The following is a 17,618-nucleotide window of genomic DNA, read 5'->3' as shown; positions in this document are numbered from 1 at the left end:
CGGTTCCTGAAACGTATCAAGGCAGTGTATATTCGTCAATAGTTTGCACTATGAACTATTTCCCACAGGAGGAACCACCCATGTCCCAGCCCCTGGAACAGATCCAGATCCGGGATCCATTCGTCCTCACCCTGCCGGAGTCCGGGGAGTATTTGCTGTTCGGCAGCACAGACAAGAACATCTGGTCGGGACCGGCCACTGGTTTCGACTGCTACCGAAGCACCGATCTGGAGACATGGGAGGGGCCGCTCCCCGCCTTCCGCCCCGCAGCGGACTTCTGGAGCAAGGAGCAGTACTGGGCGCCCGAGGTCCACGAATACCAAGGGCGCTACTTCATGTTTGCAACGTTCACAGCGCCTGGTCATGTCCGAGGAACGCAGATTCTCTCTGCAGCCAAGCCCGAGGGCCCCTACGAACCGTGGAGCGCTGGCCCTGTCACTCCCGGCGGCTGGGAGTGCCTGGACGGGACGCTCCACGTAGACAAAGAGGGAACACCCTGGATGGTGTTCTGCCACGAATGGAAGCAAGTACATGACGGCGCCGTGGTGGCCCAGCGCCTCAGCCCCGACTTGAGGGCTGCCGAAGGTGATCCCGTTTTCCTCTTCAGCGCTTCCGAGGCGCCTTGGTCCCGTGCCCTGGACGTCCCTTCCGTCAAGGACCGGGAATTTCCGGTGTACGTCACCGACGGTCCGTTCCTTTTCCGTCTTGCCAGCGGAAAGCTCATCATGCTGTGGTCCAGTTTTGGCGACCATGGCTACGCCATGGGAATCGCGCGCAGCGGATCCGGAACGGTTTTGGGACCATGGATTCAGGAGCCGGAACCACTCTGGAGCACCGATGGCGGCCACGGCATGATCGGCCGGAACCTCGATGGCGGCCTGTTCCTGACACTCCATCAGCCCAACAAAAGCCCCAACGAGCGGGCAGCATTCTTCCCCCTGCGGGAACTCGAGGACACGGTGGTCCTGGGGTCAGAAGGCACTGCGTCAGGGTCCCCCATCGATCGCCAAGCCTTGGTCCAGCGCCATAATGTCCGGCAGCAACATCTCGACCCACGAAGCCCGGTATCCGTGGGCAACGGCGAATTCGCTTTCACCATGGACCTCACCGGGCTGCAGTCTTTGCCTGACGCCTACCCCGTTGGCGCCCGCGACGACCTTCCCCCGGGAACGCTTTTGGGAACCCAGGCCCAATGGGGTTGGCACTCCGTCCCGCCGGAACAGCCTTACGACCTGGCCGGATCCACCGTCCTTTACGCCTCGCCCCGGGGTCCTGTGCCGTATGTAGACATGGTGGGCGAGATCGTCAACGACCGCGAGACAGATACCTCCCAGGCAGAAACCTGGCTCCGGGCCAACTCCCATCGATTGGACCTGGGGCGCATTGGCTTCCACTGGCTGGAGAACGGCACCGAACGGCCCCTCACCACGGCAGACATCGATGACACCGAACAAACGCTCGACCTCTGGACGGGAGTGGTCACCAGCCGCTTCGCAATCGCCGGTCACCCTGTCACGGTCACGACGGCGTGCCACCCCGACCGCGATGAACTCGCCGTCCGCGTTGAGTCGCCGGCGCTTGCTGCCGGTTTGGTGGTGGGCATCGGTTTCCCCTACGGCTCTGAAGCCTGGCATGACGCCGCGGACTGGAACAGCCCGGAAGCGCACACCACCTCCCTCGGCGCGCCCGAGGCATCCGTAACCTACCCCGGCGCGCGGGCCTGGACCACCCACCGCGAACTGGACGAGTCCCGTTATCAGGTGAGGATCACCGGGCAGCAGCTAAGTGTCGAACAGACAGACCAGCACATGCTCCGGATAGAGCCTTCAGGGACAGTCAGCCCCGCCAGTGCCAGCGTGTTGGACTTTTCCGTAGCCTTCCTCTCCACCGGCGACGGTGACTGCCTCCCACGGGGCGACCACAGCGCAGCCGACCCGGCCCCCGACGCGAGGCGCCACGCCGACGGAGGCAGCGGCGTCGTGCTGTCACCAGCGGATGCTGTGGCCGCAGCGTCGGCAGCCTACTGGCCGCGGTTCTGGTCCTCGGGAGGGGCGATCGAGCTTGATACAACCGACGACGCCCGCGCCAAGGAACTGGAACGCAGGATTGTGCTGTCCCAATACCTGACGGCGATCAACTGCTCCGGCTCATTGCCACCGCAGGAGACGGGCCTCGTCTGTAATTCATGGCGTGGCCGCTTCCACTTGGAGATGCACTGGTGGCATGCCGCGCACTTTGCCCAGTGGAACCGGGTGGAACTCCTTCTGCCCTCCTTGCGGTGGTACTCCACGGTTCTGGAAACATCCCGGCAAACCGCCAAGGCCCAGGGTTTCGATGGGGTGCGCTGGCCCAAGCAGGTAGGGCCGGACGGACGTGAGAGTCCAAGTCCCATTGGGACATTTCTGATCTGGCAGCAACCACACCCCATCTATTTGGCGGAGCTTGTGTACAGGGCCAACCCCAGCCAGGCGGTGCTGGAGGAATTCGCGGAGATCGTGTTCGAATCGGCAGCCTTCATGGCCAGCTTTGCGCATCCCACATCGCGCGGTTTCGAGCTGGGCCCGCCCCTGATCCCGGCGCAGGAAAGCTACGGCTCAATCCGGGCCATCGTCACCAACCCAACGTTTGAGCTGGCCTACTGGCAGTGGGCACTGAGGACTGCTGCTGCGTGGCGTGAGCGGCTGGGCCTGGCGCCTGTGGAGGAATGGTCAGAAGTAGCGGAAGGCATGGTGTCGCCCCGCGTCATGGACGGCGTGTACACGGCGATTGACGTGGAACCCTTCACCATCCGCACGGACCACCCTTCCATGTTGTGCGCACTCGGTGTCCTCCCCCAGACTGACCTCATTGATCCGGACATCATGCGTGCCACCCTTTCGGACGTCCTTGCCGACTGGGACTGGGCCAGCACCTGGGGTTGGGACTACCCCGTCATGGCGATGACCGCAGCGCGGCTTGGGGACCCGGAAGCAGCCGTCGATGCGCTCCTTCTGAGCGCTGGCAAGAACACGTTCCTCACCAACGGGCATAACCGGCAGACGGACTCCCTGCCGCTGTATCTGCCTGGCAACGGTGGTTTGTTGGCCGCAGTGGCGCTGATGGCGGCGGGCTGGGACAACGGACCGGAGCGTCACGCCCCGGGCTTTCCTGCACGCTGGACCGTGGCTTGGGAGGGACTGGTGCAGGCACCCTAATTGACTGCGGGGTCAGTTGGCTGCGGGGTCAGTTGGCTGCTGGATCAGCTGGCAGCTGGGTCAGCTGCGGCGGGGTCCCACCGCAGCCCCCACAAGGGCCCCCAATCCGACGCCGATGAGGATGCCCAGGAACGGCGAGTTGAAGATCAACTGGCCGACAATGAGGCCCACCGCCGCCCCGAGGAGACATCCGATCCACAGTTGATTGTTCATGGCGCCTCCCGGGAATGAGAACTGTCAGGTGCGGGGCGCTGCGCGCCGCGAACCTAGGACCTTCTTCCGCGGGGTCTCCCCCGCATCCGTATCGGCCTCACGGATGGCCGACCACGATGCTGATACCAAGTACACCTGGCTCACCAAGTTGAACCAGATCAGGAGGCCGATGATGATGGCAAACGATGCCAGGACGGGATTGGCGCCCGCCCTGGCAAGGAGCTCGGTGCTGAAGAACTGGAGGAGAGTGGTGCCGACGCCCGCCAGGACCACCCCTTCCAGGAGCGCGCGGCGCCCCAGCGTGAGGCCGGAGGCGATACGGAACAGAACTGCCGCCGTCGCACAATTCAACAGCAACGGGACCACGATTTTGATGACTGCGGCCACGGGCGCCGCGGTAGCCTCATCCACTTGTAAGCGCTCAAAGACCCAGTCGGCGGCGGTGCCGAAAACCACCGACGCACCAGCGCTGACAACCAGGATGACGCCCAGCAGCAGGAGCGTACCGGCGTCGATGAGCTTCTGCAGGATGGCGTTGCGAACCAAAGGATCGGCGTTCATGACTCCGCGGAGGCCCTCCCTGATGCTGGCGATCCAGCCCAGGGAAACGAAGACCGTCACAACAGCCGCAATCAGGGCAGTCCACCCAAGACCGGACGGGTTGAGCAGGGATTGCGGATCCACCAATCCTTCGCCGCCATTGACTTGCAGCAGTCCGGGGGCCGCAGCGGCCACGCTGTCGATCACCGCGTCCTGCAGTGCCGGGTTGCCGCCCAGTACGATTCCTGCGATCGCGAAGCCGGTGGTGAGCAAACCGGTGACGGAGAAGAACATGTTGAAGCCGATGCCTGCGCTCAGCAGGGGGCCGTGCTGCCGTGAGTAGTGCTGGAACGCACGCATGGCCCGGTTGGTGTTGAGCCTGGCCATGAAGAGGGCGAAGAACGCACCGGCTTTCTTGGGCAAGGCGTCGCCGGCACGTTTGGCCTGACCCCAGTCTTGCCGCTTGCGGAGAAGCTCCAGCTTGAGCTTGGCCAGCTCAGTTGGCAGCGGAGGAGCGTCCGCCTCTGTGGCGTGAATCCGCTTGCTGTTCTTCGTCAGTATCGCCGCCAAAGTCGAGCTCTTCCCGTAGCTGCCAAATTCCATTGGTGTCGTGCTCGTAAAGTCCCATGCTAACCACTGGGAAGGTCGCCCGGTAATCTCTGAGCACCGTTTCGGCTTCGTCGAGGTTTTCCTGCGCGACGTCGTGCGCCACTGTGACGTGGGGGTGGTACGGGAACGGAAGCATCCGTTCGAGTGGCCCACGTTGAAGTTTCTCGTGCAACTGCACGCATTCCTCAAAGCCTTCTTCGACGTTGACGAACACCACCGGTGAGACGGGCCGGAAGGAACCTGTGCCTGAAATGGTGATGTTGAACGGTTCCTGCGTCCTGGCGACGTCCCGTACGTGCTCCTGGGTTGCGTCCCAGTCCTGGGTTGGCGTGGTGGTGATCAGAGTGATGTGGGCAGGAATCACCTCGGCCATGGGATCCCCGAAGGATGCCCGCCATTCCTGGAGTTCACGGGCGATTTCCGGTGGGAATCCAAGGATGACACCCACGCACATGGCGTCACCGGCACCACAGTCGGCGCCGGTGACAGCCGGCTGGCTGGAATCGTCCGGACCGGCACCACGACGGGCGTCGGTCTTGACGTTGAACTGGCCAGCAGAGCACATGGAGTTAGCGGGCTCCCTGCTCGACGCCTGCGGCTCCGCGGTACGGCAGGAACCCGACCTTGGAGTAGACGTCGGCCAAGGTGGCAGAGGCAATATCGCGGGCCTTGTCCGCCCCGAGGGCCAGGAGCCGGTCCAGCTCCGCCGGATCCGCCAGAAGTTCGTTGGCGCGTTCCCGGATGGGAGCCAGGTGGCCGGAGACCAGGTCCGCGAGGTCAACCTTGAGGTGGCCGTACATCTTGCCCTGGTAGTCCGCCACGATCTTCTCCACCGGTGTGCCGCTGATGGCTGAGTAGATGGTCAGCAGATTGGACACGCCGGGCTTGTTTTCGCGGTCGTAGCGGATCTCAGTCTCGGTATCCGTGACAGCCGATTTGATGCGCTTGGCTACGGTCTTGGGATCATCCAGCAGGTTGATCAGGCCAGCGGGCGACTCCGCCGACTTGGACATTTTGGCCGTGGGGTTCTGGAGATCGTAGATCTTTGCCGATTCCTTCTGGATGAAGGCCTCGGGAACCTGGAAGGTCTCCCCGAACCGGCTGTTGAACCGGTTGGCGAGGTCGCGGCTGAGTTCCACGTGCTGGCGTTGGTCTTCACCTACCGGCACACCGTGCGGCTGGTACAGGAGGATGTCGGCGGCCTGCAGGATGGGGTACGTGAACAGGCCAACGCTGGCGTGGTCCGAACCCTGCTTCTGGGCCTTGTCCTTGAACTGGGTCATCCGGCCCGCTTCACCCATGCCGGTGATGCAGTTCAGGACCCATGCCAGCTGCGCGTGCTCCGGAACCTGCGACTGAACGAACAGGGTGCACTTGTCCACGTCCACGCCACCGGCAATGTACTGGGCCGCGGTGACACGCGTGCGGCGTGCAAGTTCCGCGGGATCCTGCGGGACGGTGATCGCGTGGAGGTCCGGGATGAAGTAGACGGCGTCGTACTCGTCCTGCATCCGGACCCAGTTGACCAGGGCGCCCAGGTAGTTGCCCAAATGCAGGGAGTCGGCGGATGGCTGCATGCCGGACAGGACACGGTGCTTGGCGCCAACGGCCAGCTTGGTGGACGTCACGGGCTTGGGATCGGTCACAGCGGCAGCGGTGCCGGTTTCAGTCGTGGTGGAACTAGTCATGGAGCAATACCTTAAGAAGCTTAGAGCCGGTAGTCGACTACCAGCGGTGCGTGGTCAGAGAAGCGGGTGTCCCACGAAGGCGCCCGGTCCACTACAGCCGAGAATGCGGCAGTTGCGAGACCAGGAGTGGCCAGGTGGTAGTCGATGCGCCAGCCAGTGTCAGTGTCAAAGGCCTTACCGCGCTGGGACCACCAGGTGTAGGGGCCGGCGACATTTCCTGCCAGGCCCCTGTGGACATCCCTCCATCCGATTTCTTCGCCGAGGAAGCGGTCAAAGTACGCACGCTCCTCCGGGAGGAAGCCGGCACGCTTGACGTTGCCCTTCCAGTTCTTGATGTCGAGTTCAGTGTGTCCGACGTTGAGGTCGCCAACTACCAGCGCATGGTCGCTGTGCTTGGCAAGTTCCGGCAGCCGGATGCTCATGGCGTCCAGGAAACGGAATTTGTCGTCCTGCTTGGGGGTTCCCACTTCTCCGGAATGCACGTAGGCGCTGACGACGGAGAGAGTGGCGGGTTCGCCCGCACTGTTCTTGACGGAGAAGTCCGCCTCAACCCAGCGGCCTGACGTATCGAAGTAGTCGTCACCAATGCCTACGCGGGTTGCCGTGGGTTCCTCGCGGGACGCGATGGCCACGCCGGCACGGCCCTTGGCTTCGGCCTCGGAGTGAAGGATGTACCATCCTTCGCCGATCAGCTTCCTGACGATGTCGTCCGGCGCGCGGACTTCCTGCAGGCAGAGAATGTCTACCTCGCGAGGCTCCAGCCATTCCGCCATGCCGTTCTTGTAGGCAGCCCGCAGGCCATTGACGTTTACTGATGCGATGCGAAGGAAGTCCTTCTTCAATGCCGTACTCACCCGGTCCACTCTAGTCGATGATGGTGCCGGCCATGGGCTCGTCCGAGCCGCCGGAGGACTTGATCATGTCCCTTGCGTTGGTTGCTGTAATGGCAATGGTTTCCAGGGCGCGGTTGATGGTGTCCTGGTCCGCCGCTGCGCCCTTGGCCCGTTCCTCGTCAACCACCCGGACCTGCACCTGAACGATCTTGAACGAGTGGTCCAGCTTGAGGTCGCGTACCTCGTCCGCCTGGCTGCGCTCGGCAACCACCCGGGTGCCACCATTGTCCGCCGTGGACGACGACGGCGCGCGGCCGGCTGCTGCGTTGAAGGCATTTTGCGCTTCGGTCAGCTTTGCACCGGCCCGCTGCGCGGCCCTGCGGATGCTCAGCACAACAAAGGTTGCGAGGGCCAGCCAGCCAAACGCAACCACCGCCACGATCCAGCCCACAACATCGTTCTGGTTGGCGGCGAAAATGACGGCCACCAGGAAGGCGATGATGACGACAGTCATCCCCAGGCCGCCAATGCGGAAGCCCTTGAACATGCTTTTGCCAGCGGGGGACGTGGACGGGTGCGGGTCACCGAGAGATTGCATGGCTCAATTGTCTCAAACGTGGAAAGGTGCCCATGCCCGCTTCCACGGACGGCGAACAGGCCTGCCTAGGATCCCGGGCGCGGTTTGGTCCGCCCCTTGACGGGTGAGGTGGATTTACGGTGCAGGAACCGTGCGGCCAGGAGTACCGGCTCCGGCTCCGACGCTCCTTCCATGACCTCGCAAAGCCGCTGGACCAGTGCCGCCGCCGCGGCCGGAATATCCACGTCGAGGGCGGAAATTGGGGGCTTGTGTTGCCGTGAGTGTTCGGAATCCGATCCCGTACAGACCAGGAGATCCCCCGGAATGCGAACCCCTCGCTCTTGCAGTGCCTGGGCTGCGCCACTGGCGTGCCTGCCCGTCAGGCAGAACACCGCACCGGGTAACCCATCGGCCAGGATCCGTCCGCCCACCTCTTGGCCACCCTCCACGCCGTCCCGTTCGGGAACGTGGTAGATCCTTGGCTCAGCTCCGGTTTCCAGGCACCACGCCACATAGGCGGCCTCGCAATCGAAATTCCAGGCATTCCTGTCCGTGCCGCCCACGTAGGCGATGGAACGGGCACCTGCCGCTGCCAGATGGTCCAGGACGGTCCGCGTCGACGCGGCGTCATTATGTGCCACCCAGTTCCGGAAATCGGGGCGGCCCGGGTCGCGATCCCAGGTCACGTAAGGGATTCCCCGTTTCTCCAGCAACGCCACCACGGGGTCGTCCAAATGCGGGGCGAAGACAATGTACCCGTCCAGGGACATGGAGAACGGTGGCAAGGGTCCGCGGCTCAGGTCCGGGACCAGCATCAGGCCAAGGTTCCGGTTGAGCGTCTCCGATGCTGCCGCTCCGGCAAGTTTCATGAAAACGTCCACACCGTTGGGGCCGTAGTTGCCCAGACTGTCCAGGGACCGGAAAACGAGCCCGATCGCATTCATCTTTGAGCTTCGCAGCCCACGCGCCATGGCATCCGCCACATAGCCCATCTCCGCTGCGACGGCACGAACCCGCTCCCGGGTGGCCTGGCTGATGTTGCCTTTGCCATTGAGGGAGTGCGACACCGTGGTGATGGACACTCCGGCCCTGCGGGCGACATCCCAAATGGTGGCTCCGTGCTGAAGTTCGCGGGCCATTGGCTCCCAATCTGTGGTTCCTGGGGATCAGACGTGCGACCACAAGAATAAATCTTCGGAACCAGCTACACAAAAACGTTTTTGTTCCGTACTTTGAGCGTCACAAGTGATCCACATCATTCTGGCGCCATCCGTCCCAAGCGGGCTGGCGCCCTCAAGGAGACCAATGCAGCTTCACCGCCATACTTCCGCCGCGCTCAATCCCCGCGAGCGCGGCCTGGATATCGGCAGCACCTGGAACGCGCAAACACGCAACACCGCAAAGCTCTACGGCGATTTCTTCGCTACCCTCGGCATCGATGCCCGGACGGTGCGCACCATCGCCGAGCAAAGCCACCAGGCCCTGAGCGCCTGGAGCCCCGCGCTCGCCGAAGAAGCGGAGGGATGGGCTGAAGGTGCCGGACTGGAAACCTGGCAGCTGAGTGTGGTCAACTCCCGTACCGAGATTTTGGCTGCCGCCCCGAAGAAGCCCGGCTCTCATGAATGTTCGACGGCGGTTTACGTACCTGCCGGGGCAGCGGCCCCGCAGACCCTGCAAACCTGGGACTGGCACCACCACCTCGCTCCAGAGGGACTGCTGCTGGAGGTGACGCCTTCTCCGGGACGAATCACCAAGACCTTCACGGAGTTCGGGACGCTGGGCAAGATCGGCGTGAACAGCCAGGGCCTTGGCCTGCACTTCAACATCCTGGCTCATCGCAGCGATGACGAGTCCGCCGGCGTGCCCGTCCACGCCATCGCCCGCCGCATCCTCGATGAGGCATCCAGCATCGACGACGCGATCGCCATCGCTTCGTCAGCCAGGGTGAGCGCCTCCACTGTCTACACGGTGTTCACGGCAACCGCTGTGAGCACCACGCGCCGGGCTGTGAGCATCGAGGTTTCCCCCGCCGGCACCGCCGTCGTGGATACCGGCAGTGACGGTTGGCTGCTCCACACGAACCACTTCCTCGATCCGCACTTGGCGCAGGGCGACGCAATCGACGACGGCGCGTTGTCGCCCCAGCGACTGGCCCACCTTGGGCGGGTGCGGACAGAGCTGACCGGTCTGGGCGTCACCGACAGGGCCAAGCAGTTCTGCTCTTCCGAGGGCGCGTCCTCCGTGGTCTGTTTCCATCCCGACGCGTCCGCCCCGCGGCATGAACAGTGGCAGACGCTGCTGACCATCAGCGTCAATGCCAGCGACGGCTCCCTGGACTATGCGGCCGCAAATCCTGCCGACGCCGCTTCCGCAGGTTTCCAAACTTTCTGACATCTTTCCCCAACCACCCGCACCACTACTCAAACGAAAGGCACCTCCATGCCGCCATCCCTTCGGCCCGACGTCGCGCTGGAACCGCAAGCTCCTCAGGCCAAGCGCTCCGTATCCGCACTGCGCACCTTCTTTGTCTCCTGCTTTGGAACCGCATTGGAGTTCTATGACTTCACCATCTACGGCTTGGCCGCCGCGTTGGTGTTCCCGCAAGTCTTCTTTCCCAGCCTGGACCCGCTGACCGGGACATTGGTGGCATTTGCCTCCTTTGGTGCAGGCTTCCTGGCCCGTCCCTTGGGCGGAATAGTCCTGGGTCATTTCGGGGACCGCCTCGGCCGGCGCAAGATCCTGATCCTGACACTCTTGCTCATGGGCAGCAGCACGTTCCTGATCGGCTGCCTCCCCAGCGCGGACTCAATCGGTGCGGCAGCTCCCCTTCTGCTGATTGCTTTGCGCCTGGTCCAGGGGTTCTCTGCCGGCGGCGAATGGGGCGGGGCTGCCCTGGTGGGAATCGAAGCGGCACCTGCAGGCCGACGCGGCTTCTGGGGCAGTTTCACCAGCATGGGCATCGGACTGGGTGTGCTGCTGGGGTCTGGAGTGTTCTCGCTGACCGACGCCGTTGCCGGTGGCGACGTGGCCGGTTTCGCTTGGCGTGTACCGTTCTGGATCGGCGGATTGTTGGTCGTAGCTGGCCTGGTGGCACGTTTGACGCTCCCGCAGGACGAGAGGCCCTCCACTGCGGAAACACCCCGCATTCCACTGCTCGCTGTCATGAAGTCGCACCCCCGCCGGATCCTGATGTCCATCGGCGTCAGCTACGGCTACAACACCTTCACCTATATCGCCACCGTGTTCTTGATGTCGTACGTACTCCAGCACGGCTACACGGGCAGCGAATCGCTGCAGTTCCAGTTATGGGGTGCGGTGGCCAGCGTCATCTCCGCACCCCTTGCCGCGATCCTTTCGGACAAGATCGGGCGCAAACCGGTGATGGTGGGCGGCGCGGCGATGCTCATCATCTACTTCCTGGCGTTCTTCCCTGCCATCGAGACACACACAGGGTGGCTGGCCCTGCTGATGTTCACGTTAGGCGGCGCACTCAACACGGTGCCGCAGGGGCCCCTGCCCGCTTTCCTGAGTGAACAGTTCCCGGCAGCATCCCGCTACTCGGCCATCTCGGCCAGCTACCAGATCGGCTCAGCCCTGGGTGGCGGTACGGCAGCCACCGTGGCCACGGCTTTGCTGATAGCCACCCACGGTGACCCGATCGGCGTCGTGATTTACACCGTCTCCGCACTGGCCGTGATGGGTCTCTGCTCCTGGGGCCTGCGCGACAACGCCAAGCTGACCATGGCCGAGATCGAGACGGCCTAGAGCCGGTCCGGGCTGCGCCGGCCGGTTCCTATTTCAGGAACAGCTGGCGCAGCCTTCCGGTGGTCAGCATGATGCCCAAGGCGATCATCACCACGTAGTACCCCACATGAATGGCAGTTGCCGGACTGAACGAGCCAACGCTGATCTGCCGCAACAACTCCACGCCGTGCCACAGGGGCATGGCCTGGATGAACCACTGGATGACCTGCGGGTAGACGCTCAGCGGGTAGAACGTGGCACTGAACAGGAACATGGGCAGCAGGAAGAAGTTGATCCAGTCCATTTGTTGAAAGGTCTTCATGAAGCTGGTGATACCCATCCCGAAGCTCGCGAAGCCGAACGCGATCAACACCGAGGCGGGAATCACCAGGATGGCCCACCAACTGGTCAGCAACCCCATCACTCCCATGACGGCGGTGAATCCTGTGGCATACAGCAACCCGCGCAGGAGCGCCAGGAAGATCTCGCCAATGGCTACGTCCAGCGGCCCCAGGGAGGTGTAGAGCATCCCTTGGTACAGCTTGGCGAAGTTCATCTTGAAGAAGACATTCCAGGTGGAGTCGTAAATGGCCCCGTTCATGGCAGAGACTGCCAACAGTGCGGGGGCAATGTAGGCCGCGTAGCTGATCTCCTCGCCGCCCGGCCCCTGAACCGTTCCCACAATCGAGCCCATACCCACGCCCATGGCCAGCAGGAACAGCACTGGCTCAAAGAAACCGGACACCATCACCAGCCACGTGCTGGACTTGGCCGCCATGAGCCCACGGCCCACAACAGCCTTCGCGTTACGGGAGTACAAGGAACCGAACTTCCGCTCGCGGGCCATGTCTGTGGCACTGTGGCCACCTGTCAGGACACTCATGAGCCCATCCTTTTGACGAACTGGCGCCGGACAAGCACCCAGCCAACAGTGGCGGTGGCCAGCAGGAACACTACGTGGGTAATGGTCAGCAGTGGATCCTGGTCCATCCCGTAGGTGAACACCCTGCCCAGCTCGGTCCCATGCCACACCGGTGATATCCAGCCGATCCAACGCACCGCGATCGGCAGTGAATCCAGCGGGAAGAACGTCCCCGAGAACAGGAACAGCGGCATCACAACGAACCGTTGAACCAAGGCGAATTGCCCCTTGTCCTGGGTGATGCTTGCGGCATAGGCCATGAGCGGCAAACCAAAGCTCAGCGCGGCCACCGTTGCCACGATGGCAGACACCCAGCCCCACGGGCTCGGTGAAGCACCAAACAAGGCAACCACCACGAAGTAGACCACCGATTGCAAGAGAAACCGCAAGGAGCTGGCCATGATGTGGCCGCTGGCGATCTGCTGCGGAATCAGTGGCGAGGCATGCGGACCGTAGAACACCCGTCGCCACTTGAAGCCGTCCATGATGGGATAGGAGAACTCCCCCGAGGCCGTCATCACCGCAGCGGAGACCAACAGTGCAGGCGCCACGAACTCCAGGTAACTGACACCGCCGAACGCGGACTCGCTGTTGGCATCCACCAGGCTGGCCAGGCCCACGCCCATGGCAAACAGGTACGCCACCGGCTGTCCCACGCTGTACAGGACCACGGACCAGCCGTAATTGCGCATGACACGAAGCACCTGCTCCGCGTAGAAGAAGGCACCCCAACGGCGCGCCCGGGCAGCCGAAACCTCAGGTGAGTGGGCCCGTAACGGAGGCGCCGGCGTCGTGCTTGGATTGTTCGCCTGGTCAGTCAGCTGTCGCCTAATCAACGAGGCTCCTGCCGGTCAGCCGAAGGAACACGTCCTCCAGCGACGAGCGGCGCACCAGCGACGTCATGGGACGCAACCCGCGGGCAGTGACCTGCTCCAGCGCGGCCTCGCCGTCGTGCGCGTAGATGAGCACGCGGTCCGGCAGCGTTTCAAGCCGCTCGCCGATGCCTTGAAGTTCGACGCCGATGGTCGCGTTCCGCTCGGACCCGAACCTGAGCTCGAGTACTTCGCGCGACGAGTGCTCGCGAATCAGGGCAGCCGGTGAGCCCTCGGCCATGATGCGGCCCTTGTCCACCACGATCAGGCGATCGCAGAGCTGCTCGGCTTCGTCCATGTAGTGGGTGGTGAGAATGAGGGTCACGCCGCTTTCCTTCAGCCGGAACAGCCGGTCCCAGAGGATGTGCCGGGCTTGGGGATCGAGGCCCGTGGTGGGCTCGTCGAGAAGCAGGATCCGTGGCTCGTTGATGAGCGACCGCGCAATGGTGAGCCGCCGCTTCATGCCGCCGGAGAGCGCGTCCACTTTGGAATTGGCCTTGTCCGTCAGCTGCGCGAACTCCAGGAGTTCGTCGGCTTTTGGCCGCAGGTAGCTCAGCGGCAGGCCGAAGTAGCGCCCGTAGACGATCAGGTTCTCGCGGACCCTGAGTTCCTCATCCAGGTTGTCCTGCTGCGGGACCACGCCCAGGTGCGCCCTCACTTCGGGGCCATGGGATTCGGGATCCAGGCCCATGATGGTGAGCGCGCCCGAGGTTCGCTGGGAGACGCCACCGATCATCTTCATGGTGGTGGACTTGCCCGCGCCGTTGGGTCCCAGCAGGCCGAAGGACTCCCCTGCCGGTACATCGAAGGAGATGTTGTCCACGGCGGTGAGGTCACCATAGGCTTTGGTGAGGTTCCGCGCGCTGATGACGGTGGGTGGGTTCATGTCACGGCTGGATAGCGACGATTCTGAAGGGTTTGCAGAGCGGATTGCTTCATTGTGCACCCTCAGCAGACTAGTAGCGCCCCCTGACATGTGAAAGGGCTCTTGCAGATATTTTTGCAAGAGCCCTCTCAGTTCGTTGGGGGATGGTTCAGCTGCCGGGCTGCGAGCGCAGTACCTCCAGCCGCTGCCGGAACTCGGTCTCGTCAATCTCGCCGCGCGCGTACCGCTCACGCAGCACCCCCTCGGCGCCCTGGGTTGCGGCCCAGTGGTGGTTGCGGCGCCAGGTACGGCGGCCCACGAAAATAAGTGTCCCGATCACGAGGATCCAGAACAGCGGGAACAATAGGAAGAACGGCCAGGCAGCACCGTCTCCCCACGGACCGTGCGCGGCGACGGCGGCCGGTACCTGTGCCAGCGCACCCCCAAGCGTGGTGGTCTCGCCGACGATTGAAGTCAATGCGGTGAACATGTCAGTGATCCAAACTCTCTCCGCCGGTGCCCGGCGTGAACCGTCTTTCGGCTCTGGTTCGAGTCTGGTCGCGGGCTGCCGGTGACGCGTCCGCCGTCGGGAGTCACCTCGGGGTGGCCATCTACTCCCGGTGGAGTCTCCCCTGTGGCGTCAACTGCTCCAGCCCGGCCTCACCAGTCCGGATTCGTAGGCCAGGACCACCAGTTGCGAGCGGTCGCGGACCATCAGCTTGGTCATGATGCGCGAAACATGGGTCTTGGCCGTCAGCGGCGTGATGAACAGTCGCTCGGCGATTTCTGCGTTGTTCAAGCCCTCCCCTACCAGGGCCAACACTTCGCGTTCGCGCTCCGTGACTTGCTCCAGCTGGACCACCTTGGCCGCAGCCCTGCTCTGCGACGCCAATTGGGCCATGATGCGCCGGGTCACCGACGGCGAAAGCAGCGCGTCGCCGTCGTGCACCACCCGGACGGCCCGGATCAGCTCAGCCGGTTCGGTGTCCTTGACCAGGAAGCCCGCGGCACCGGACCGCACGGCCTCCGCGATGTACTCGTCAAGTTCGAAGGTGGTGAGGATGATGATGCGCGTACCGGCCAGGGTGGGGTCACTGAGGATTTCCCGGGTGGCAGTGAGTCCGTCGTCGTCCGGCATGCGGATATCCATCAGGATGACGTCCGGCTTGTCCCGTGTTGCCAGGCGAACGGCGTCGCGACCAGTGCCGGCCTCTGCCACCACCTCCATGTCTGGTTCAGAGTCCAGGAGCGCGCGGAATCCTGCCCTGATGAGGGTTTGGTCGTCGGCCAGAAGGATGCGGATCATGGCAGGTTTCCTTCTGGTTCTGTGGGCAAGGTTGCTTCGACGCGAAGGCCTGGTTTCAGTTCATGCAGGGTGAGCGTCCCGCCCAAGGCGGCCGCCCTCTCCCGCATCCCCGTGAGGCCGTTGCCGGGGAGCGCCCCGCCCATGCCCGCGCCGTCGTCGTCTATGGCCACGGTGAGCGCCCCCGCGGTTTGGTCAACACGCACGACGGCGGATCGGGCACCTGAGTGCCTCCCGACGTTGGTCAGGGCTTCCTGGATGATCCGGTACGCGGCTTCCTGTTGGGCCGGACCGACGGAGTCCGCGTTCGACAGATCCTGCAGCGTCACTTTCAACCCGCCGAGCTCAGCGTTCTGGATGAGTTCCGGGAGTCTTGCCAATGAAGGCCGCGCTGCCGGGGCCAGCGGAACATCCTCCCGCAGGACTCCCAGGAGTTGGCGGACCTCGGTGAGCGACTCCTTGCTGGCAGCTTTGATGGCCTCCAGGGCAGGTCTGAGCTTGTTCGGATCGTCCGCTCCCACGTGCAAGGCCACTGATGCCTGGACGTTGATCATGGAGAGGGAATGAGCCACCACATCGTGGATGTCCCGGGCCAGCGTCAGACGGTACTCATCGCGTTCGGCCTTCCGGGCTTCCTCGCTGCGGCGTCGGAATTCAGCTATCCGTTCGCTCCGGCGTCGGAATCCCTGCCCTATCAGCACCAGGATGGCTGCCCAGGCGACGCCGGCGGACGCCCGCAGGGGCCAGTTTTCATCGCCCGCCAGGGTGGCGGCCGTGATGACCGCGGCTGCCGCGATTCCGGCCCCCGTCCATGCTTGCCAGCGCAGTCCCGCCGCGGCAGTCAGGACGATGGCCAGCGCCAGGGAGAGCACGATCGGACCCCACGCGTAGCCCAGGGCCAAGTAGGCCCCTGTGGCCGTGAGGGCAACGGGGAGCATTACCTGCGGAGCCCGTCTGCGGAACGCCAAGCCTGCCGGTCCGGCCAGGAGCAACAGGATCGCGAGCCCATCGAGGGGACGCGGTGCGTCCTGATGACTCGCCGAAAAGAGCGTTCCCACTACCTGGATCACAGCTACCGTCATGACGAGGAAGCTGGTGGGAGGGCCGGCGAACCGGCGTGCACCCGGAATTCGCTGGAGTCCAAGTGAACGGGGCTGCATACACCGAGCCTAGCTTTGGAGCGGCTGTTCGTCGTCGGGCTAACGGAGCAGGGCGCCTACTCCCGGAGGAGTAGGCGCCCTGCTGCAGTTCGGAGAACCTAGGCGATGCCTGCCTGGCGTTCAGCGCTCTCCACAACGTTCGCGAGCAGCATGGCGCGGGTCATCGGACCTACGCCGCCCGGGTTCGGGGACAGCCAAGCGGCGACGTCGGCAGCTGCCGGGTCCACATCTCCGGTGACAACCGCCTTACCGTTGCCATCGTCCACGCGGCTGACGCCGACGTCGAGCACTATGGCGCCCGGCTTGAGGTCCTCAGCCTTGATCATGTGCGGCACACCGGCAGCGGCAATCACGACGTCGGCCTGCTTGAGTTCTGCGGGCAGGTCCACCGTTCCGGTGTGGGCCAGGATGACCGTGGCGTTGACTTCCTTGCGGGTCAGCAGGAGGCCAATCGGGCGGCCGATGGTCACGCCGCGGCCAACCACCAGGACTCGCTTGCCCTTGAGCTCAATGTTGTGGCGGCGGAGCAGCTCCACACAGCCCTTGGGTGTGCAGGGCAGCGGGGACTTCATGTCGCCGTTGACGTTGGCCACCAAGCGGCCAAGGTTCATGGGGTGCAGGCCGTCGGCGTCCTTCTCAGGGTCCATGGCTTCCAGAATGACGTCCTGATCGATGTGCTTGGGCAGCGGCAGCTGGACGATGTAGCCGGTGCACTCCGGGTTGTCGTTGAGCTCGCGGACAACCGTGAGGAGGTCTTCCTGGCTGATGTCCTCAGGGAGGTCGCGACGGATGGACTGAATGCCCACCTCGGCGCAGTCCTTGTGCTTGCCGCCGACGTACCAGGTGCTGCCGGGGTCCGAGCCCACCAGGATGGTGCCCAGGCCGGGGACGATTCCCTTGGCGGCCAGGACGGAAACGCGAGTGGTCAGTTCTGCTTTGATGGCTGCGGCGGTGGCCTTGCCGTCGAGGATCTGTGCGGTGGACTGTGTCATTCCATCTGCTCTTTCTGGTGGGTGACCTGTTGGCTCATGCCAACGGGACCCGCCGCCGTAGGTGTGGCGGCGGATCCCGTTAGCTCCGGTTCAATGCCGGGGTGAT

17 protein-coding genes are annotated in these 17,618 nt (G+C 63.9%); 3 read left to right on the top strand and 14 right to left on the bottom strand.

Translation table 11 applies throughout. From position 1 onward, the window contains the following. Positions 1 to 80 precede the first annotated feature (80 nt). Positions 81 to 3,194, top strand: a complete 3,114-nt coding sequence (locus BLW08_RS01525; protein WP_254779616.1) for a glycoside hydrolase family 43 protein — start codon at positions 81 to 83, stop codon at positions 3,192 to 3,194. A gap of 60 nt (positions 3,195 to 3,254) precedes the next feature. On the opposite strand, the gene BLW08_RS23785 is transcribed toward BLW08_RS01525, so the two are convergent. The 7 genes from BLW08_RS23785 to BLW08_RS01495 form a co-directional block, all read right to left on the bottom strand. Beyond that, positions 3,255 to 3,407, bottom strand: a complete 153-nt coding sequence (locus BLW08_RS23785) for a glycine zipper domain-containing protein (protein WP_172323851.1) — start codon at positions 3,405 to 3,407, stop codon at positions 3,255 to 3,257. Positions 3,408 to 3,431: 24 nt separating this feature from the next. Continuing rightward, a complete protein-coding gene (locus BLW08_RS01520) occupies positions 3,432 to 4,517 on the bottom strand; it encodes a YihY/virulence factor BrkB family protein (RefSeq protein ID WP_090819960.1) in 1,086 nt (361 codons plus the stop codon). Next, complete coding sequence (locus BLW08_RS01515) at positions 4,444 to 5,121, bottom strand: 2'-5' RNA ligase family protein (protein ID WP_090819963.1); 678 nt, start codon at positions 5,119 to 5,121, stop codon at positions 4,444 to 4,446. Before BLW08_RS01515 ends, BLW08_RS01520 begins: the two co-directional genes overlap by 74 nt. 4 nt (positions 5,122 to 5,125) lie before the next feature. Then, the gene (gene trpS / locus BLW08_RS01510) at positions 5,126 to 6,244 is read right to left on the bottom strand and encodes a tryptophan--tRNA ligase (protein WP_091322983.1); all 1,119 of its coding nucleotides are present in this window, start codon (positions 6,242 to 6,244) and stop codon (positions 5,126 to 5,128) included. Between the two features lie 20 nt (positions 6,245 to 6,264). After that, entirely contained in the window at positions 6,265 to 7,098 is an 834-nt protein-coding gene (locus tag BLW08_RS01505) for an exodeoxyribonuclease III (RefSeq protein WP_091322981.1), read from the bottom strand. Between the two features lie 10 nt (positions 7,099 to 7,108). Beyond that, positions 7,109 to 7,675 carry a hypothetical protein gene (locus BLW08_RS01500; protein WP_091322979.1) on the bottom strand — a complete coding sequence of 189 codons (567 nt, stop codon included), beginning with the start codon at positions 7,673 to 7,675 and terminating at the stop codon, positions 7,109 to 7,111. Between the two features lie 65 nt (positions 7,676 to 7,740). After that, a complete protein-coding gene (locus BLW08_RS01495) occupies positions 7,741 to 8,793 on the bottom strand; it encodes a LacI family DNA-binding transcriptional regulator (protein WP_090819972.1) in 1,053 nt (350 codons plus the stop codon). A gap of 166 nt (positions 8,794 to 8,959) precedes the next feature. Between BLW08_RS01495 and BLW08_RS01490 the strand changes: the two genes are divergently transcribed. Both BLW08_RS01490 and BLW08_RS01485 read left to right on the top strand, forming a co-directional pair. Then, positions 8,960 to 10,045, top strand: coding sequence for a C45 family autoproteolytic acyltransferase/hydrolase (locus BLW08_RS01490; RefSeq protein ID WP_091322977.1), 1,086 nt, complete (start codon positions 8,960 to 8,962; stop codon positions 10,043 to 10,045). 48 nt (positions 10,046 to 10,093) lie between these two features. Beyond that, positions 10,094 to 11,419, top strand: a complete 1,326-nt coding sequence (locus BLW08_RS01485; protein WP_090819978.1) for an MFS transporter — start codon at positions 10,094 to 10,096, stop codon at positions 11,417 to 11,419. 28 nt (positions 11,420 to 11,447) lie between these two features. On the opposite strand, the gene BLW08_RS01480 is transcribed toward BLW08_RS01485, so the two are convergent. The 7 genes from BLW08_RS01480 to BLW08_RS01450 all read right to left on the bottom strand — a co-directional run bounded on the left by BLW08_RS01480 (position 11,448) and on the right by BLW08_RS01450 (position 17,512). Then, complete coding sequence (locus tag BLW08_RS01480) at positions 11,448 to 12,281, bottom strand: ABC transporter permease (protein ID WP_091322975.1); 834 nt, start codon at positions 12,279 to 12,281, stop codon at positions 11,448 to 11,450. Next, on the bottom strand, positions 12,278 to 13,012 hold the full coding sequence (locus BLW08_RS01475) for an ABC transporter permease (protein WP_254779615.1): 735 nt from the start codon (positions 13,010 to 13,012) through the stop codon (positions 12,278 to 12,280). The genes BLW08_RS01480 and BLW08_RS01475 overlap by 4 nt, the downstream gene beginning before the upstream one ends. A gap of 136 nt (positions 13,013 to 13,148) precedes the next feature. Next, positions 13,149 to 14,078: an ABC transporter ATP-binding protein gene (locus BLW08_RS01470; protein ID WP_091322973.1), complete on the bottom strand. Its 930-nt coding sequence runs from the start codon at positions 14,076 to 14,078 to the stop codon at positions 13,149 to 13,151. A gap of 148 nt (positions 14,079 to 14,226) precedes the next feature. After that, positions 14,227 to 14,535: an SHOCT domain-containing protein gene (locus BLW08_RS01465; protein ID WP_254779614.1), complete on the bottom strand. Its 309-nt coding sequence runs from the start codon at positions 14,533 to 14,535 to the stop codon at positions 14,227 to 14,229. A gap of 162 nt (positions 14,536 to 14,697) precedes the next feature. Next, on the bottom strand, positions 14,698 to 15,363 hold the full coding sequence (locus tag BLW08_RS01460) for a response regulator transcription factor (RefSeq protein ID WP_091322970.1): 666 nt from the start codon (positions 15,361 to 15,363) through the stop codon (positions 14,698 to 14,700). Beyond that, on the bottom strand, positions 15,360 to 16,520 hold the full coding sequence (locus tag BLW08_RS01455; RefSeq protein ID WP_091322968.1) for a sensor histidine kinase: 1,161 nt from the start codon (positions 16,518 to 16,520) through the stop codon (positions 15,360 to 15,362). The genes BLW08_RS01460 and BLW08_RS01455 overlap by 4 nt, the downstream gene beginning before the upstream one ends. A 98-nt stretch (positions 16,521 to 16,618) precedes the next feature. Next, positions 16,619 to 17,512 carry a bifunctional methylenetetrahydrofolate dehydrogenase/methenyltetrahydrofolate cyclohydrolase gene (locus BLW08_RS01450; protein ID WP_090819999.1) on the bottom strand — a complete coding sequence of 298 codons (894 nt, stop codon included), beginning with the start codon at positions 17,510 to 17,512 and terminating at the stop codon, positions 16,619 to 16,621. Between the last annotated feature and the right edge of the window lie 106 nt (positions 17,513 to 17,618).

The organism is Arthrobacter sp. cf158 (assembly GCF_900106835.1).
Classification (GTDB): Bacteria; Actinomycetota; Actinomycetes; order Actinomycetales; family Micrococcaceae; genus Arthrobacter.
This window is presented reverse-complemented; position numbering and strand designations above follow the sequence as displayed.

Coding starts and splice junctions, on each gene's coding strand:
- BLW08_RS01480 (WP_091322975.1), bottom strand. CDS start 12,281: ATGAGTGTCCTGACAGGTGGCCACAGTGCCACAGACATGGCCCGCGAG.
- BLW08_RS01490 (WP_091322977.1), top strand. CDS start 8,960: ATGCAGCTTCACCGCCATACTTCCGCCGCGCTCAATCCCCGCGAGCGC.
- BLW08_RS01500 (WP_091322979.1), bottom strand. CDS start 7,675: ATGCAATCTCTCGGTGACCCGCACCCGTCCACGTCCCCCGCTGGCAAA.
- BLW08_RS01470 (WP_091322973.1), bottom strand. CDS start 14,078: ATGAACCCACCCACCGTCATCAGCGCGCGGAACCTCACCAAAGCCTAT.
- BLW08_RS01475 (WP_254779615.1), bottom strand. CDS start 13,012: ATGCGCAATTACGGCTGGTCCGTGGTCCTGTACAGCGTGGGACAGCCG.
- BLW08_RS01525 (WP_254779616.1), top strand. CDS start 81: ATGTCCCAGCCCCTGGAACAGATCCAGATCCGGGATCCATTCGTCCTC.
- BLW08_RS01485 (WP_090819978.1), top strand. CDS start 10,094: ATGCCGCCATCCCTTCGGCCCGACGTCGCGCTGGAACCGCAAGCTCCT.
- BLW08_RS23785 (WP_172323851.1), bottom strand. CDS start 3,407: ATGAACAATCAACTGTGGATCGGATGTCTCCTCGGGGCGGCGGTGGGC.
- BLW08_RS01515 (WP_090819963.1), bottom strand. CDS start 5,121: ATGTGCTCTGCTGGCCAGTTCAACGTCAAGACCGACGCCCGTCGTGGT.
- BLW08_RS01495 (WP_090819972.1), bottom strand. CDS start 8,793: ATGGCCCGCGAACTTCAGCACGGAGCCACCATTTGGGATGTCGCCCGC.
- BLW08_RS01460 (WP_091322970.1), bottom strand. CDS start 15,363: ATGATCCGCATCCTTCTGGCCGACGACCAAACCCTCATCAGGGCAGGA.
- BLW08_RS01455 (WP_091322968.1), bottom strand. CDS start 16,520: ATGCAGCCCCGTTCACTTGGACTCCAGCGAATTCCGGGTGCACGCCGG.
- BLW08_RS01450 (WP_090819999.1), bottom strand. CDS start 17,512: ATGACACAGTCCACCGCACAGATCCTCGACGGCAAGGCCACCGCCGCA.
- trpS (WP_091322983.1), bottom strand. CDS start 6,244: ATGACTAGTTCCACCACGACTGAAACCGGCACCGCTGCCGCTGTGACC.